Consider the following 17332-nt stretch of genomic DNA (forward strand, 5'->3'; position numbering starts at 1 on the left):
AACATTATTTCCCCACTAAAAAACCCTGTTCTCCAAAATGGAAAATCAGGGCTTCGCTTCATGCTTTTGTAATATCGGCTTCCAGTTCGACTGCGACATTTCCTTGGATGGCGCGCGTGATCATGCAGGAAGATTCCGCTTTTTCCGCGAGTTTGTGCGCCAGTTTGAATTCCTTTTCCCCTGCCTCCGCCGACAAGACGACTTTCGGGCGGTGGATGATCTTTTTATAGGTGATGACGCCATTTTCGACTTCAACGATTCCTTCCGACTCCATCGTCAGCGACTCTTTCTCAAGTTTGCTGCGCTCCATCATCGCGGCGAGCGTGATGATATAGCAGGTCGCTGCCGCACCGAGCAGCATTTCGTCCGGATTGGTGCCGACCCCCGGGCCGTCCATTTCCGGTGGAATCGAGATTTGGGTCTTCAAATTCCCCGATTCGATTGTCCCGACATCGTTCCGGTTGCCGGGCCAGTCTGCTGTTAAATGAAAACTATGCAAAGCCATTGCTGTTTCCTCCTCTTCTATTCCCAATCTTCCATATCTTCGCTTCGCGGCATCGCTGTGATGGCTCCCGCCCGTGTTGCACAAAGGGCCCCCAGCTTATTGCCGAAGTCTGCGCAAGCAATCAGTTGTTGCCGGTTTTTTGGCATGCCGTTTAAATGGACATGACGGATGATGCCTGCCATGAACGCATCCCCGGCGCCTGTCGTATCCACAGGCTTGACCGGCACAACCGGCACATGGATCGTCTCCTCTTTAAATACAGCGTGCGTGCCATGTTCCCCGTCCGTGACAAAAACGACAGGAAGCCCGTAAGCCTTCAGGCGCTCGATGCCTGCTTCCATTGAATCAGCTTCCATGAGGAACAATAATTCTTCGACTGTCAGTTTCAAAATGTCCGCATGCGGCAAAAAGCGCAGGACGGTCTGGCGGCACAGCTCCTCGCTTTCCCAGCGCAGCGGCCGGATATTGACATCGTATGAACAAATTACATCGTGAGACTTCGCCAATTCCAAAGCCTGCGCCGTCGTTTCACGCGCTTCCGGATGGAACAGCGTCCCTGAGCAAAAATGGAACAGGCTCGCCGATTCGAACGCTTTACCCGCCAGTTCGTCTGCCTTTACTTGCAAATCAGGCGTTTCATTATCATAGGAAGCGAAGACGCGATCGTTCGTTTCTGTTAAATGAATATACACCCCGCTGATGCGCTTTTCCGGACGTTTAATTGAATGCGTCAAATCGACGCCTTCCGCCTGCAGCGCCTGGCAGAAAAAGTCCGAAATCTCATCATCCCCGGTGATCGTGATGAATGCTGACGGAACCCCGAGGCGGCTGACGCCGGCAGAGACGTTGACGGTGGCGCCTCCGAGATACAGATCGAACAGATCGTTATTTTTGGTGGTTGCGATATAATCGACAAACGCGTCGCCGTAAGTCAGGACGTGCCTGTTAGCTTCCATAATCCTCTCCCTTTCTCCAAAGAACAACCCTTGCCCGCTGCCTTATTTGCAGCGGCCTGTTGAAATTCACTTTCCCTATTATTTCAGCAGAAAACGGGCAGGGCAAGGGAAAAGCCCGAAAAGCGCGTAGTACCGATGTTTTCGCATAAAAAAACAGCCGGAGAAAAAACTCTCCAGCCGGCTTATCCCATTATTCAGCCATCCACTCCGGTTTTCCGAAGCCTTCGAATTGCTCATCGATGACCGTTTCAAATTCTTCCGACTCGACGATTTCCACCAAATCCGCCGCCAGTTCACTGTCTTCATTGTCCGCTGCAACGGCTACGACATTGCGGTACTGGTCAGGCATGTTTTCAAGCGCCAACGCATCAAGCAAATCCATATCCGCAGCCAATGCGAAGTTGCCTGGAACCGCGGCAAGGTCTGTGCCTTCAACTGCACGCGGCAATTGCCCCGCTTCAATCGGCTGGAATACGAGGTTTTTCGGGTTTTCCGTTACATCGCGCTCAGAAGCCTGGAGCACTTCCGCTTCCGGATCAAGCTCGACCAATCCTTCGTCCTGCAGCATCAATAATGCCCGCGCACCGTTGACAGGATCGTTCGGAATCGCGATTGTCGCTCCGTCAGATACCGCATCCAGCGAATCGAACTCATTGGAGTAGACTCCCATTGGCGCGGTCGGTACCGTGATCAATGCGCTCAAATCCATATCGTTTTCTGTTTCGAAGTTTTCCAGATAAACCGTATGCTGGAACAAGTTGGCGTCGATTTCCCCGTTGTTCAATGCGTTGTTCGGCTGGATATAATCGCTGAATTCAATCGTTTCGACCGTATAGCCTTTTTCTTCAAGCGCCGGGACGATTGCTTCGTTCAGCATGTCACTGTAAGGGCCGGCAGTCGCGCCGAGCTTGATGTCTTTCGACGCTTCGCCGCCTTCCGTCGTTCCTGTGTCCGCTTCTTCTCCGCCGCATGCGGCCAGTGCAAGCGCGCTCGCTGCCAATATCCATGTGAGTTTCTTCATATTATTCTCCCCTTATCGTTTATCGAGTTTTTTGGCTGTAAAGTCGCCTGCCTGTTGAATCAATTGGACGAGCACGATCAAAATGACGACCGTGACAATCATGATCGTATTATCATAACGGTAATAACCGAAGCGAATTGCCAAATCGCCGATGCCGCCGCCCCCGACGACGCCCGCCATCGCAGAATAGGCGATGAGGCTGATGACTGTCAGCGTGATGCCTTGGATCAGGCTCGCTTTTGCTTCCGGCAAAAGCACATCTTTGATGATCATCCACGGGGTGGCACCGACCGCGATCGCCGCTTCGATGACGCCTTTATCGATGTCCCGGAGCGCCGTTTCCACAATGCGTGCGAAAAACGGAATCGCCGCAACCGATAAGGAAACGCTCGCTGCGACCGGGCCGATGGTTGTGCCGGTAATCAATTGCGTCAACGGGATGAGCGCCACCAGCAAAATGATGAACGGAATCGACCGGACGATGTTGACGACAAATCCGATGACAGAATTGACCGGGCGGTTTTCCCAGAACAAGCCGCGGTCTGTGATGAACAATAAAATGCCCAGCGGCAAACCGATGACAAGAGCCACTCCAAGCGAGATGCCGATCATGATTAAAGTCTGGTAAAACGCCACTTGAATTTCCGGCCATAATTCGATGATTCGTCCCCATTCAATTCCCATGCTCCATCACCTCCACAATTGCTTCGCGCTGCTCAAGATAGTGAATCGCCTGACTCACATCTGCTTGAGCGCCTTTCAATTCCATGACGAAAATGCCGAGGGGCAATTCCTGGATGTATTCGATCGCCCCGTGCAGGAAATTCCCTTTGACCGGATAGCTTTGCAACATATCGGAAATGATGCCATCTCCAGCGACTTCGCCTTTGAACAATACTTTGACGATCGTGCCATCGCATTTCTTCAGGATTTCTTCCGGCACGTTGAACGACACGACGCTCGAGATGAATTCCTTCGTCAAAGCGGTCTTTGGATCGGCAAAGATATCGTAGACACGGCCTTCTTCGATGACACGCCCGCCTTGCATGACCGCCATCCGGTCGCAAATTTCCTTGACGACGTTCATCTCATGCGTAATCAATACAATCGTGATATTAAGCTTGCGGTTGATGTCTTTCAATAAACGCAAGATCGATAAAGTCGTATTCGGGTCGAGTGCAGATGTTGCTTCGTCACATAACAGCACAGCCGGTTCATTGGCGAGTGCACGGGCGATGCCAACGCGCTGCTTTTGCCCGCCGCTCAGCTGTGCCGGGTAGACATTGCGTTTGTCCGACAAGCCAACCATTTCGAGCAGTTCATCGACGCGTGGGCCGATTTTCTTGCTCGGTGTTCCTGCTGCGCGAAGGGCGAAGGAAATATTCTCAGCGACCGTCTTTTGGCTGATCAAGTAGAAATGCTGGAAGATCATGCCGATTTTCAAGCGCGCTTTCCGCAATCCGTCGCCACGCAGCTTCGTTAAGTCCTGACCGCCGACTTTCACGGTGCCTGATGTTGGCCGCTCAAGCAAGTTGATGCAGCGGATGAGGGAACTTTTTCCGGCGCCGGAATAGCCGACGATGCCGAAAATTTCACCGGTCTTCACTTCCAACGTCACATCATCGACACCTTTCACCGTGCCGTGCTTGGTTTGATAAGTTTTGCTCAGTTGTTCGATTTGAATCATGCTGTCCACTCCCCCAGGCAAATAAAAAAATGCCTCTTTTATCAAAAAAGAGACATCGAAAATTAGAATTCCGACTTATCTTTCAGAATGAATTTCATTCTGCAGGACTTGGCACCTTCCCAATAAATGGGGGTTGCCGGACGTCATAGGGCCTTACCCTCGGTCTCTCTTGATAAGCATAGTTATTTGGTTATTTCCCATGTTACCTGCAGGAGCGCAGACTTGTCAATGCGATTTTTCAAACTTTTTGTACAATGGAACGCGGCGGTCATCGAATACCGGAATGCGCCCCCGCACTTCGTCTACTTCCGAAAGATCGATCTCGGTATAGCCAATGCCTTGTTCTTGCCCCATATCCATCCGGACTTCCCCCCACGGCGCGATGACCATCGAATGGCCGCCGAACTCATTTTTCGGGTCGCTGCCGATCCGGTTCGCGGCAATGATGAAGCATTGATTCTCGATTGCGCGCGCCTGCAGCAGGATGCGCCAATGATCGATGCGCGCGGCCGGCCATTCCGCAGGCACGAAGATCGCCTTCGCGCCGTTCAGCACTTGTGCGCGCAGCCATTCAGGAAAGCGGATGTCGTAGCAAATGACGCCGCCAAAAGTCTCACCGTCTAATTCGAATGTGCCGAGCGACTGCCCTTCCTCGAGATGGATATGCTCGTCCATCAAGCCGAAGCGATGTGCTTTATCGTATTCTGAAACGAGCGCGCCTGTGTTGTCGGCCACATACATCGTATTATAGAAGCCACCTTCTTTTTTTGTAGAGACCGAACCTCCGACGATATGGACGCTATGCTCTTTGGCGAATTGTTTCAGAAAATCTGCGGTTCGGCCGTTGCTGTCCGCGAGTTCGTCCAGCTGCGTTAACGCATACCCGGTGTTCCACATTTCTGGCAGGACGATGAGCTCCGCGCCGTTTTCTGCCGCTTCTTCCAAATAGTTTTTTACACGCTGAAAATTCGTTTCGGGCTCTCCGAAATCGATATCCATCTGCACACAAGCGATTTTCATATTCTCTCCCCCTGTAGACAGTTTAGCTTAAACTCTATAAGATTTAAGATAGAAGTGCAATTATTTAGAAAATGAGGAGGATTTCATGGACTTTTCAAATCGCTTACAAAATCTTCCGGATCAATTTTCGCCCTGCTTGTTGCAAAACGGCAAAAGCAGTCGACGAAGGACGAGACGTCATCAATTTCGGCCAAGGCAACCCGGATCAGCCAACGCCTGCGCATATAGTCAAGGCCATGCAACAAGCGGTAGCCGATCCTCAAACACATCGCTACTCGCCGTTTCGCGGCCTCAGTTCGTTAAGGAAAGCCGCTGCGGATTTCTAAAAAGAATACGATGTCGATATCGATCCTGATTTGGAAGTCGCTATTTTGTCCGGAACGAAAATCGGTTTTATCGAGTTGCCGCTTGCATTGCTGAACCCGGGCGATTCGCTGCTGTTGCCGGATCCGGGCTATCCTGATTACCTGTCAGCCGCACCGCTTGCGGATATCGAATTTGATTTGATGAAACTGAAACAGGAAACCGGCTATCTCCCCGACTACAACGATGTGACAGCCGCCGCGAAAGCACGCGCCAAACTGATGTACTTGAACTACCCAAACAACCCGACAGGCGCGACTGCAGACATTGCGTTTTTCGATGAAACGATTCAGTTTGCCAAAGAAAACGGCATCGGGGTTGTACATGACTTTGCTTATGGCCGCATTGGCTTTGATGGCAAGAAGCCGGTTAGCTTCCTGCAATCAAAAGGCGCCAAAGATATCGGCATCGAAATGTATACCTTGTCCAAAACGTATAATATGGCCGGATGGCGCATCGGCTTTGCGGTGGGTAATGCCAAAATGATCGAAGCACTCAACCTCGTCCAAGACCATTTGTTCGCCGGCATCTTTCCGGCTGTCCAACTGGCCGCTGTAGAAGCATTAAACAGCAGCCAGCAATGCGTCGAGGAACTGAATGAATTATACGAGAAGAGACGCCAGACGCTGGTGGATGAATGCCGCCGGATCGGCTGGGAATTCGAAGCGCCGAAGGGATCATTTTTTGCCTGGCTGCCTGTCCCCGAAGGCTATACGAGCATCGAGTTCTCTGACCTGCTACTCGACAAAGTCGACATCGCCGTGGCGCCGGGCAGTGGATTTGGCCCTGGCGGAGAAGGTTTTGTACGCGTCGGGCTATTGGTCGATGAACAGCGCATCATCGAAGCAATCCAACGAATCGAGAAATTGGGGATTTTCACTAAATAGGCAAAAAAAGAAGGCATTGCGCCTTCTTTTTTTTTATTTTTTATTAACCACCATTTCCAGATCCCAATACAGGTCGGAACTGAAACGGTCATCCTGATGCACTTGGGCAGCCAGCACATTCTCGCCGTCTTTCAGATGGGCAAGGGCCTCTTCATCCAAGTAGATTCGCTCGATTCGGTCTTCGCTTCCGAAATCCTCATCGCTCACCGCTTCCTGGTAGTCCTCAAAACCGAACTCGCCAGTCTCCGGCATATTGAAGCGCATAATTTCTTCTCCGTTCAAATACAGGATGACCGCGTCATCAACACCGAATTCCACATAGCCGAGATCGCCGATATCTTCCGCATCTTCCACTTCAAATGCGGCTCTGAAATACGTCAATGCGATTTTCTCGGTCTCATCCCCACCAAAGCCGACGAGCGTTTCCACAGCGCCAAATTCCGGCCGTTCTTCATCTTCCGGAAAGCCTAGCGGGCCAGCGCCTTGCGCCCAATCACTGTCATCGAAATCGGCTTCAATCCAGTCTTGTTTCTGGTCGCTGCCATCGTCCAGATAACGCCACTCGCTGCCTGCTTCGAGCAGTCCGATTTCTTCGTGTGCCACCAATTCGAATTCAATCGCATTGCTTTCCCACACTTTATCGCCATCTTTTACTTCCGCAAACACTTCCACTTTTCCAGGATCCGCACCTTCTGCTGCCAGGACTTTTCCGTCTTTTATTTGGATGCCATCACTGCTCGTGCGGTACGTGACCGAGTCAGGCGAAATATCGTATTGCCCGCCTTCGACGTTTTCTCCTTTAAGGTTCAATTCCACTTCCGGATAGAAAGAATTCTCTTCGGTAGCCAGCACGGTGCTGTTCGCTTCGAGTTCCACTTTTTCAAGCGCCGGCACGACCGTTTCGATGGACGGATCTTTAATGATCTCGTATCCATCGACCAGTTCTTCCGTATCCGTTCGGTAGGTCTCAAAGCGCAAACGCGTCGGCTCCACTTGGATATTCATATAAGTCGGTACACCCCATTGTTCGCGTACCGCTGAATACGGTTCGCGTTCTGTCTGCATGCCATAGAATTTACTGCCGCTCGCCGTGTTCCCTGTAATATAGACGGTGCCTTCCGGATTGACCGGTGCATCGCCTTGCATCATGTGATTTTTCAAAGGCTGGAAATTTTCCATCTGATAAGTTCTCACATAGGAATGGTCATGCCCCATCAATACCGCATCAAAGCCGAGTTCGTCAATGGTCGGCACGAGCTGATCGCGCAAGTTTAGCACCACTTCACTTTGCGAATGTGCAGCAGCGCTATAGATGGAATGATGGAAAACGAGTATCTTCCATTTCCAGTCCCGCCCGGCAGTCGCTTCAGCCGTTTCCTCCATAAACTGAATATGCTCTTCCGGATTCTGGCTATTGGAATTCAAATTCATGAACAAGGTATCCCCGTAAGAGAAATAATAATCACCACCGGAATTATCGTAATTGCCGAGTTCCCAGTTTTCATTCGGGACATTGAAATGATAGGCGTAATGATAGGTATCGTCATGGTTGCCGATAGTGGTCGCCGTTGGATAATTGCGCAGCGGTTCAGGCGCGAAATAAGCCGCATATTCTTTTTCGGAATAGCGGGCATCAACCTGATCGCCTGCGGAGAGGATAAAGCTCGAGTCAGGACTGCGGTCAATTGCTTGACGCAAAGTTCTTTCCCATCCTCTTTGATCTTCTGCAATGTCACCAGACGCGCCGATTTGCGGATCAGCAACCATCACAAATTCATATGACGAAGGATCCTTAGTCTTGAAATGGAAAGCTTGCGTCCAATTGCCACGTCCATCCCCTAAACGGTACAGATAGTCCGTTTCATTTTCGAGCTGGGTGATCACCGTTTCATGGGCAGAATAGCCGTAAGTAGCGTTTTTCAACGATGCATCGACCGTTACCGCAGCGTTTTCCGGAAAATCCTCGGTCCCGGAAGAAACTTTTGCGTATTGCACTTGGCCAGGACGTGTTGTGCTCGGCGAATACCACGAAAAATTCATTTCCGACTCATCGCTTCCAGGTGCAAAGGCGATATGGGACGCAGGGTATGAATCATCCGCTTCGCTACTCAAAAAGCCCCTGTCCATAAACAACAGCGAGCTGGAAAGATGCGATTGAAAAGCCTGGCGCTGCCCTTCCATCAAATGCGCCGCCCCGATTTCCAGTGCGCCTTCTGCCGCTTCTGTGTGTCTCTCACCCAGCTGAAAAGCCGCCCTCCCGCAATCATCGCTATAAGAAACCATCGCCCTGCACCCTGCCATATCGTCTTCATTGCCCCACCCCTTCGTAAACAATCCGATCTATTATTTTCAAATATTCAGTAATTAAATTTTAGCATAATTCAATTGAACTAAAAAAAGAAAAAATGTGAATATTTAGAACTATTTAAAAGGAATTTACATTCTTTCTGTATATCCATGGCCATCATTCCTTAAGCAATGCTTCCTCCACATATAAAGAAAAGAAAATCACAGCCATACAAAAGGCCTTTCCCGAAGAGCCTCTGCTCAACGGAAAAGCTTTTGCTAAACTTATCGTTTATTCCACGAATCTGAACTCCTGAAAGGCGCAAAGCGGAATTTCACTTCACCGATCACGTCTTGTTTCTGGATAAATCCCAGCACGCGGGAATCCGTGCTATTGCCGCGATTGTCACCAAGGACATAATAGCAATCCGGGGAACTGAAAATTCACTGGCCAATTGGGGCTGTGCCGTGAATTCGTCATCTCCGCCTCCGTCCAGGTAGGGTTCGTCCAGCGGCTGTCCGTTCAGGATAATTTCCGCGCCCGACATCTGGATATGGTCGCCCGGCACGCCGATGACCCGCTTGATGAAACGGCTGCCGTCCGGTGCGAAAACACGATTGTATCGAAGTTGGCGATTGTTGTCGCTTTGCTCAGCACTAATTTATCGTTTTCATAATAGCTCGGCTGCATCGATCCGCCTTCGACGATGACCGGCTCGAACAGGAACTGGCGGACCCCAAAGATGATCAATGCCGTCAGCAGCAGCACTTTCATCCATACAAGCATTTCTTTGACCGGATCTTCGTACACTGACTCTCCCCCGCCCCGCTTTTTTCTTTAGTTTACTATAGCGCCTCACGCCTTGCACTCGGAGATTTCTTGTTCGATAATGAAAACAAGCGAGTTGAAAGAATTATCAGACATAGAATTGATTTCTATCTTAATTTTAAAGGAGTGGGATTGATGAAAACATTACCTGCACAAGATGTCATTTACGCTTTTTCCAATACACATGACCCGAGCCTGCGGATAGCGGCCGGCGATACCGTGAAGATCAATACTTTCGATTGCTTTAAAAACCAACTCCAGTCGAGCGATCAGGAAGTCGCAGCCATCGACTGGAATCAAGTGAATCCTGCGACAGGGCCGATTTTCATTGAAGGAGCCGAGATCGGCGATGTCTTGAAAGTGGAGATCAAAGACCTTGAAATCGGCGAGCAAGGTGTCATGGTCACCGGTCCGGACCTCGGCGTGATGGGCCACCGGATGGAAAAGATGGAATCAAAAATCATTCCCATCCAAAACGGCAAGGCGGTCTTCAACGAGCGCTTGCAGCTTCCGCTGAATCCGATGATTGGCGTCATCGGCGTTGCACCGGAAGGCGAACCCGTTTCATGCGGCACGCCGGGTGCACACGGCGGCAACATGGATACGAAACTGATTACAAAAGGCGCAACCCTTTATTTTCCCGTTGCTGCTGAAGGCGCGCTGTTTGCACTTGGTGATTTCCATGCCGCGATGGGTGACGGAGAAATCAGTGTTTCCGGCATTGAAGTACCGGGCAGTGCCACTGTCCAATTTGATGTCATTAAAGGCAACCATTTAAAGCATCCTTTGCTCGAAAATGAAGAAGGCTTGGCGTTTCTCGTCTCAGCGATGACTTTAGACGAAGCCGTTTCCACTGCGGTCGAGGAGATGATCGATCTGTTGCTGCCGCAATCCGACTTATCCGTCAGCGAAATGACCATGCTCATGAGCGCAGCCGGTGAAACGCAGATCAGCCAAGTGGTCGATCCCCTTGTGACGGCGAGGTTCTTTGTTCCATACCATGTACTGCAAGGGTTGAACTTCCGTTTATTTGCGTAATATGGAAATTATAAGGATATATGGGGCTATTTAGACGTCTGAATCGTCAGACTTTTGAGCGCCGAAAGATTTTATGTTACACTCAAGAAAAAATGTAGGTGATTAGAATGGTAGGAAGAAATGATCCGTGTCCATGTGGCAGCGGAAAGAAATATAAAAAATGTCACGGGAAACAACAGACAGTTTCCATCAATGATCTGGTGAACGAAGAGCTGTTCCAAGTCAGACAGCAATTCTTCTCGGAAAACCCGAACCGTGACCAGCTGACGGATTTCCGCGCGCTCCAGCAGGAATGGCAGCCGCGCTTGATGAAATCGATGGCGGAAAACGATGCACAAGCTTTTGTCATCGAAAACTTCCTGTTCATGCAAAAACCGGAACTATGGGAAAACTTCCTGTCTAAGCAGATTGAACAGACGCAGCGCCCAACAACGCAAGAAGTGTTGGAACAATGGCCAAACTTCCATGTATTCCTTGGCCAATTGGTTTCAGGGGATACAGAAAAAGCGGAATTGAAAGATGCCTTTACCGGCGAAACTTACGTCATGGCAGACCAGCCGCCGACGGATATGGAAGAAGACCAAGGGCTTCTTGCGATTCTTTTGCCGGATGCGCGCGCAGGCGAACAAGGCATCCTGTTCTTGAACGGCTATTTGACGATTGTCGGCAAATTCGCCCCATTCTTTGAGCAGCTGCAAAAACGCATTGAAGAAAAAGGCGCCTCCGCGAACGAAGACTATCTTCGCGAGCATTATCTCGAAGTGGTCGAGCATATCGTCCAATACTCGACAGGCGCTGTCGAGGAAAGCATTGAGCTTTCCCCGGAGCACCAGTCCGTTATGGACGAATTGAAAAAACACATCGACGAAGCGGACTTCGATGAAGAAACCGTAACGAATGTGACAAGCATCCTCAACAGCTATCTGGTCAGCCAACAGCCGACCGTCCAGAAACCCGAAGCACTCGTTGCCGGCTACTGGCGCTTCCTGCAGGACCATGAACTGATTCAAGGGCCGATGCTTTCTGCAAAAGACTTGAGTGAAAAATTCGGCGTTTCGTCCAGCACGATCTTGAAACGCTCTAAAGAGTTCGGTTCTTATTTCGAAGAACTGCTAGCTAAAAAATAAGTAATGAAAGCACCGGATCCTCTCCGGTGCTTTTTTTAATCGTCTTTTTTTCGCCTGAACGTAATCAGGATGTACAATAAAATTCCGGAAACTGCGAAAAACAAATATACGCGCCAAAACGGGCCGCTCAGCCAAGTGGCCGATGCAAACCCAAACCAATTGTTCAACACTGTCAAAAGAAACAGGGCAATGCTCAGGAAAAATACGCCCATGCCCAAAAAGCGGAAAATATTCCGGACAGCTTCCATCTTTTCACCTCTCCTCTTAACTCTTACTCCCCCTATTCCCGAAATAAGGTGGCTTGAACAGAAAAAAACGCACCGCTTCGTGACAGAATTTATTTCATGCCTGCTGATTTTTTCTTTCCTATATCAGAGCTATCCACAAAATACCGTTTCACTGCCTTGCTTGTAGGGAAAGCCCTTAATATATGCGAAAAAACAGCAGTTATGCACAATATTTATTAAAAAACCGTGAGTTATGTGGGTAAATGTCGAAATTTACAGTCGATTTTCATTAATAATGGACTTATCCACATGTTGATAAGTCCGTCTTATCTTTTCATATTTCAAAAGGAGGAAGAACTGAATGTTTGAAATCACTTGGGATAGTTTTATCCGAATCGTCACGGTAGGTGTTCTGGCGTATATCGGGTTATTGATATTCTTAAGAACCTCTGGCAAACGAACCTTGACGAAGCTTAATGCCTTCGACCTCGTCGTGACCGTCGCTTTAGGGTCGACTTTGGCGACCATCCTGCTCGACAGCAAACTGAGCCTATGGGAAGGCCTTACCGCATTTGCCGTCCTCATCGTCCTGCAGTATTTAATCACGTTTACGGCAGTGCGTTCGAAAAGCTTCAATAAACTGATCAAATCAGAACCGCGGCTATTGTTTTCGGAGGGCGAATTCTTAGCACAGGCCATGCGCGACGAACGCATCAAAGATATTGAAATCATGCAGGCAGTGCGCAATTCAGGCGAAGGCGACTTGCAGAATGTTAAAGCTGTCATTCTCGAGACCGATGGCAGCATGTCGGTCATCACCAATCAAGCAGGCAGCGCGCTTGCCAACGTTAAAGAGAACGCAAAAAAGGATCCCTTGTAGGATCCTTTTTTATCTTGGCGTTTTCACGCGTTGTTTCCGGTGTTCCCGGCGCGCAGGCGCTGATTCGAAAAACAACTTCTCGCCTTCTGTTTCAGGATAGACCGGCGGTACCGGCGTCGGTTTTCCGTTCTCGCCAATTGCGACCAGCGTCAAAAATGACTCGGTCGTCAAACGTTCTTCGCCGGTTTCCAGATTCTTCGATTTGACGCGCACATACACTTCCATCGACGTTCTGCCAGTAGATGTGACGTTCGCCTCCAATTCCAGAACGTCGCCAACTTTTGCAGACGACAGAAAATCCACCGAGTCGATCGAAGCCGTCACGACGATATGGCGGCTCGCATGTTTCATGGCCGAGATTCCGGCAATTTCATCGATATAGGCGAGCACTTTCCCGCCGAAAATCGATTCCATATGATTGGTGTCAGGCGGAAGCACCAGCTTTGTCTGTATCGTCCGTGATTCACGCATAGGTTTCGCTTCCATGTGTTCTCCTCCTCTTTCTTCCTTAAGGCTATTCCCGCTCCAGAAAATTTCAATCCATTACGGGTTCATTCCAATCGAAAAATAAAAACCGAAATTCCGCCTTATGGTAAAGTGGAAAAAAGGGGGAATCAAGTCCATGTCTGATCTTTTTCAAATTCTGAACACACCCGATTTTCAATCCAAGGATTCGCTCAAGCGGCAACTTCAGGAACTCGGGATTGCTGCGGGCGATCACCTGATGGTCCATTCCTCGCTGAAATCGATGGGCTGGATTGCTGGAGGCGCGCAAACAGTCGTTGAAGCTTTGATGGAAGTCATCACTCCTGAAGGCACTCTCGTCATGCCTTCACAGTCTGCCGATAATTCCGATCCCGTCTACTGGATGGCTCCGCCTATCCCCGAGAATTGGCATCAGCCGACACGCGACCAGATGCCTGCCTTTGATCCCGATCTGACAAATATGCGCGGAATGGGGAAAATACCGGAATGCCTACACCGCCATCCGGCGACGATCCGCAGTCCCCATCCGACTCACTCATTCATCGCCTGGGGGCGTCTTGCCGCTGAGTGGATGGCTGAACAGCCGCTGGAAGATTCGTTCGGCCCCGCTTCGCCTCTTGGCAAAATGATGGCGCATCAAGTGAAGATCCTGCTCATCGGCACCGGGTTCGATTCATGCACCGCACTCCATTATGCAGAATTTTCACAGCCGGAACGTACGACTTCCCCGCAAGGTGCAGCGATGTACGTCAACGGAGAGCGGCAATGGGCCGCATACGATTGCGTCGATATGGATTCAGACCGCTTCCCGGAAATCGCCAAAGACTTTCCTGGAACTATCACTGAAGGAATCCTCGGGCAAGCCGAAACCCAGCTCACTGAGATGCGGCCGCTTGTGGAGTTCGCTATCGACTGGCTCAGACGAAATCCAGCACCGCAAGAACAGCAGGAACAAAAAAATTAAACAAAAATAGGCTGAAGCGGTAGGCAACCTACCGCTTCAGCCTATTTTTACTGTCGATATGCACCCGGTTGGCACATTCAACTGATGATTTCTTCCAGCAAAGCTTCCAGACGCTCATTGTCTTTATTGAAAGAGTCCACAAATGCATTGATGATATGAGCAGGTTCTTCGATCTTCGCCCAATCCAGCCGATAGCCTGCATTCAATGCGAGTTGGCGGGCAAATTCACGGACCGCCCTGCCATTGCCTTCACGGAAAGGATGGAGCGCATTCAATTCCGCCAAATAATGTGCGAGGCGTTGAATAAAAACGTCTTTGCTTAAACCCTTTAAATAAGCCTCTTCAGCCAATTCATCGAAAAGCTGCTTTAACTGGCCAGCCAGGTGTTTAGGGTGGGCGAATGTCGAACTTCCTTTGGATGTCATTTCCTCACGCAGCTTCCCGGCAAACGGATAGACGTCCTGCAGCAGGCAGCGGTGGATATCGAGGAACACCTCGAGATCAGTTGGGTCTTTCAGCTTTTTTAATTGCAGTTCCGACAAGCGGTAAAGCGCGTAGACCGTTTCCAATTCCTTCAACTTGTCTTCGTCCCGGATATCGAATGCATTCACCAACACATCAGTTCCAGGGTAGCAATACATGGACGTGTGCTGGTATTTAGACATCGAAGCGTGCTTTGATGGCCTGGTGGAATTGAGCTTCCGTCCGTTCTCCGGTCAGGACAGAGCGGACAAAATTCCGGTCTTCATGGGTCACATCAAACCCTTCCGTTACGAGAGAGTGTGCGGCGCAGGAAATCGCGTGATTTGCTTGTTCATGGGATACCCGGTTAGCTAAATTCGTCACATGGATGACCACCTTTCATTCTGTTATTATACCATTTTGATGCTTGTTTTTCCACGATTCCCCCTCTTCAAAAATGCTTAAAATGGCTCTGCGAACGCCTTTTTGCTTCTTTGATTCCCACTGCTTTCCAGTGTTTACACAAAGAAATTCCCAGATGCTGAGCATCCGGGAATTTTTCTTATCATTGATTTTGCAGTTCTTCGGTTTCTTCTGCCGTGAAGACACGCGAGCGGGTCAAAAATCGTTTGCCTTCTGCGCCTTCAAGCGAAAACATCCCGCCGCGCCCAGGCACGGCATCGATGATCAATTGCGTATGGCTCCAATACTCAAACTGGCTCTTATGCATATAAAACTCGCTGTCGCCGATAGCACCCATCAATACGTCCTGGTCGCCGACCATCAAATCACCTTTCGGATAGCACATCGGAGAACTGCCGTCGCAGCAGCCTCCCGACTGATGAAACATCAACGGTCCATGTTTTTCCTTCAAGGCATTGATCAGTTCCAAGGCGGCGTCTGTGGCGATTACCCGTTCTGTCATGGCTAGCCCTTCTTTCTGATCAGAAGAATCCAAGCTTGTCTTCGCTGTAGCTGACGAGCATGTTCTTCGTGTTCTGGTAATGGCTGAGCATCATCAAATGGTTCTCACGCCCAAACCCGGACATTTTGTAGCCGCCGAACGCTGCGTGTGCAGGATACTGGTGGTAACAGTTTGTCCATACACGGCCAGCCTGGATGCCGCGACCGAAACGGTAAGCCGTATTCGTGTCACGCGTCCAGATGCCCGCACCTAAGCCGTAAAGCGTATCGTTGGCGATTTCCATTGCCTCTTCTTTTGTCTTGAATGTAGCGACCGCCAGTACCGGCCCGAAAATCTCTTCCTGGAAAATACGCATTTTGTTGTCGCCTTTGAAGACTGTCGGCTGGATATAGAAGCCTTCTGAAAGATCACCTTCCAGTCGGTTGCGTTCTCCGCCTGCCAGTACTTCTGCGCCTTCCTGCTTGCCGATTTCGAGATAGGATTGGATTTTCTCCAATTGCTCAGTGGATGCCTGTGCTCCCATCATCGTAGCCGGATCCAGCGGGTTGCCGGTCTTGATTTCTTCTACGCGCTTGATGGCGCGCTTCATGAATTCCTCATAAATGTCTTCCTGGATCAAGGCACGGGATGGGCATGTACATACCTCGCCTTGGTTCAAGGCGAACATGACGAATCCTTCCACCGCTTTATCAAGGAATGCATCGTCCTGGTCCATGACATCCTTGAAGAAGATGTTCGGTGATTTCCCGCCCAGTTCGAGCGTCACCGGAATGAGGTTTTGCGACGCATACTGCATGATCATACGACCAGTCGTCGTTTCCCCGGTGAAGGCGATTTTGCTGATGCGCGGGCTCGATGCAAGCGGCTTGCCTGTTTCAATCCCGAATCCGTTGACGATATTAAGGACGCCCGGCGGAAGCAAATCGCCGACCAATTCAGCCCATACAAGTATGCTGACCGGTGTTTGTTCAGCTGGCTTCAAGACGACGCAGTTTCCTGCTGCAAGCGCAGGGGCCAATTTCCATACAGCCATGAGAAGCGGGAAGTTCCAGGGAATGATCTGGCCGACCACGCCAAGAGGCTCATGGAAGTGATAAGCGACCGTGTCGTTGTCGATTTGGCTGATGCCGCCTTCCTGGGCGCGAATCGCGCCGGCAAAATAACGGAAGTGATCGATAGCGAGCGGCATATCAGCGTTCAAGGTTTCACGGACCGCTTTCCCGTTATCCCAAGTTTCAGCGACCGCCAGCATCTCCAGGTTCTCTTCCATGCGGTCAGCGATCTTCAAAAGGATATTGCCGCGTTCTGTTGTGGACGTTTTCCCCCATGCTTCTCTCGCAGCGTGCGCAGCATCCAGCGCCGACTCGACGTCTTCTGCGCTTGAACGCGCTACTTTCGTGAACACTTTGCCGTTTACAGGCGATAAGTTTTCAAAATACTGACCGTTTTTCGGCGCTTGCCATCCACCGTTTATATAATTATCATATTGCTCTTTAAAGTTTACTTTTGCACCCTCTGTGTTTGGAACTGCATATACCATTCTACATCTCCCCTTTGCTTGGTTTAGCCCCGTTATGTATACGCTTTCAAATTTCACTTGGCGCACCATTTATTTCAGGGCTCGCCTCTATATATTGTCAAATAAATCGGAAAATTGCAACTGTTAGCC

Annotated in this window: 18 protein-coding genes, 2 pseudogenes and 1 riboswitch; of the genes and pseudogenes, 5 read left to right on the plus strand and 15 right to left on the minus strand. The window is 50.0% G+C overall.

Annotated elements, in window-relative coordinates; all coding sequences use genetic code 11:
* Positions 1-58: 58 nt before the first annotated feature.
* The 6 genes from CW734_RS15525 to CW734_RS15550 form a co-directional block, all read right to left on the minus strand.
* A complete protein-coding gene (locus CW734_RS15525; protein WP_101191626.1) occupies positions 59-505 on the minus strand; it encodes an OsmC family protein in 447 nt (148 codons plus the stop codon).
* A 17-nt stretch (positions 506-522) separates the two neighbouring features.
* Positions 523-1461 (minus strand): carbohydrate kinase family protein, encoded by a 939-nt coding sequence (locus CW734_RS15530; RefSeq protein ID WP_101191628.1) that lies wholly within the window; start codon positions 1459-1461, stop codon positions 523-525.
* Positions 1462-1651: 190 nt separating this feature from the next.
* On the minus strand, positions 1652-2482 hold the full coding sequence (locus tag CW734_RS15535; RefSeq protein WP_101191630.1) for a MetQ/NlpA family ABC transporter substrate-binding protein: 831 nt from the start codon (positions 2480-2482) through the stop codon (positions 1652-1654).
* Between the two features lie 12 nt (positions 2483-2494).
* Positions 2495-3166, minus strand: coding sequence for a methionine ABC transporter permease (locus CW734_RS15540; protein ID WP_101191632.1), 672 nt, complete (start codon positions 3164-3166; stop codon positions 2495-2497).
* Positions 3156-4169, minus strand: a complete 1014-nt coding sequence (locus CW734_RS15545; RefSeq protein WP_101191634.1) for a methionine ABC transporter ATP-binding protein — start codon at positions 4167-4169, stop codon at positions 3156-3158. Before CW734_RS15545 ends, CW734_RS15540 begins: the two co-directional genes overlap by 11 nt.
* Positions 4170-4241: 72 nt before the next feature.
* Positions 4242-4348: riboswitch (SAM riboswitch) on the minus strand.
* A gap of 46 nt (positions 4349-4394) precedes the next feature.
* The gene (locus CW734_RS15550; RefSeq protein WP_101191636.1) at positions 4395-5189 is read right to left on the minus strand and encodes a carbon-nitrogen family hydrolase; all 795 of its coding nucleotides are present in this window, start codon (positions 5187-5189) and stop codon (positions 4395-4397) included.
* Between the two features lie 85 nt (positions 5190-5274).
* Between CW734_RS15550 and CW734_RS15555 the strand changes: the two are divergent.
* A pseudogene (locus CW734_RS15555) lies at positions 5275-6439 on the plus strand (pyridoxal phosphate-dependent aminotransferase).
* Between the two features lie 33 nt (positions 6440-6472).
* Here the strand turns inward: CW734_RS15555 and CW734_RS15560 are convergent.
* The 3 genes and pseudogenes from CW734_RS15560 to lepB all read right to left on the minus strand — a co-directional run.
* Positions 6473-8722: a purple acid phosphatase family protein gene (locus CW734_RS15560; protein WP_198551093.1), complete on the minus strand. Its 2250-nt coding sequence runs from the start codon at positions 8720-8722 to the stop codon at positions 6473-6475.
* A 288-nt stretch (positions 8723-9010) separates the two neighbouring features.
* Positions 9011-9169: a S26 family signal peptidase gene (locus CW734_RS19485; RefSeq protein ID WP_269801517.1), complete on the minus strand. Its 159-nt coding sequence runs from the start codon at positions 9167-9169 to the stop codon at positions 9011-9013.
* 89 nt (positions 9170-9258) lie between these two features.
* Positions 9259-9512 (minus strand): annotated as a pseudogene (lepB, locus tag CW734_RS19490) (signal peptidase I); the annotation flags it as partial.
* 177 nt (positions 9513-9689) lie between these two features.
* On the opposite strand from lepB, the gene CW734_RS15570 reads away from it, so the two are divergent.
* Positions 9690-10592 (plus strand): acetamidase/formamidase family protein, encoded by a 903-nt coding sequence (locus tag CW734_RS15570; protein ID WP_101191640.1) that lies wholly within the window; start codon positions 9690-9692, stop codon positions 10590-10592.
* A 107-nt stretch (positions 10593-10699) separates the two neighbouring features.
* On the plus strand, positions 10700-11719 hold the full coding sequence (locus tag CW734_RS15575; protein WP_101191642.1) for an SEC-C metal-binding domain-containing protein: 1020 nt from the start codon (positions 10700-10702) through the stop codon (positions 11717-11719).
* 35 nt (positions 11720-11754) lie between these two features.
* Here CW734_RS15575 and CW734_RS15580 read toward each other — a convergent pair whose 3' ends face one another.
* On the minus strand, positions 11755-11967 hold the full coding sequence (locus CW734_RS15580) for a hypothetical protein (protein WP_101191644.1): 213 nt from the start codon (positions 11965-11967) through the stop codon (positions 11755-11757).
* A gap of 340 nt (positions 11968-12307) precedes the next feature.
* Between CW734_RS15580 and CW734_RS15585 the strand changes: the two genes are divergently transcribed.
* Positions 12308-12826, plus strand: a complete 519-nt coding sequence (locus tag CW734_RS15585) for a DUF421 domain-containing protein (RefSeq protein WP_101191646.1) — start codon at positions 12308-12310, stop codon at positions 12824-12826.
* Positions 12827-12835: 9 nt separating this feature from the next.
* Here CW734_RS15585 and CW734_RS15590 read toward each other — a convergent pair whose 3' ends face one another.
* Positions 12836-13312, minus strand: a complete 477-nt coding sequence (locus CW734_RS15590; protein WP_101191648.1) for an acyl-CoA thioesterase — start codon at positions 13310-13312, stop codon at positions 12836-12838.
* A gap of 136 nt (positions 13313-13448) precedes the next feature.
* Here CW734_RS15590 and CW734_RS15595 point away from each other — a divergent pair, with 136 nt between their 5' ends.
* Entirely contained in the window at positions 13449-14276 is an 828-nt protein-coding gene (locus tag CW734_RS15595; RefSeq protein WP_101191649.1) for an AAC(3) family N-acetyltransferase, read from the plus strand.
* 77 nt (positions 14277-14353) lie between these two features.
* On the opposite strand, the gene CW734_RS15600 is transcribed toward CW734_RS15595, so the two are convergent.
* From CW734_RS15600 to adh, 4 genes are all read right to left on the minus strand, one after another.
* On the minus strand, positions 14354-14941 hold the full coding sequence (locus tag CW734_RS15600; RefSeq protein WP_101191651.1) for a Fic/DOC family protein: 588 nt from the start codon (positions 14939-14941) through the stop codon (positions 14354-14356).
* Positions 14934-15122, minus strand: a complete 189-nt coding sequence (locus CW734_RS15605; protein ID WP_058382723.1) for a hypothetical protein — start codon at positions 15120-15122, stop codon at positions 14934-14936. Before CW734_RS15605 ends, CW734_RS15600 begins: the two co-directional genes overlap by 8 nt.
* A gap of 181 nt (positions 15123-15303) precedes the next feature.
* Positions 15304-15663, minus strand: a complete 360-nt coding sequence (locus CW734_RS15610) for a DUF779 domain-containing protein (RefSeq protein ID WP_101191653.1) — start codon at positions 15661-15663, stop codon at positions 15304-15306.
* A 19-nt stretch (positions 15664-15682) separates the two neighbouring features.
* Positions 15683-17203: an aldehyde dehydrogenase gene (adh, locus tag CW734_RS15615; RefSeq protein ID WP_101191655.1), complete on the minus strand. Its 1521-nt coding sequence runs from the start codon at positions 17201-17203 to the stop codon at positions 15683-15685.
* Between the last annotated feature and the right edge of the window lie 129 nt (positions 17204-17332).

It is taken from the genome of Planococcus sp. MB-3u-03, assembly GCF_002833405.1.
Taxonomy (GTDB): domain Bacteria; phylum Bacillota; class Bacilli; order Bacillales_A; family Planococcaceae; genus Planococcus.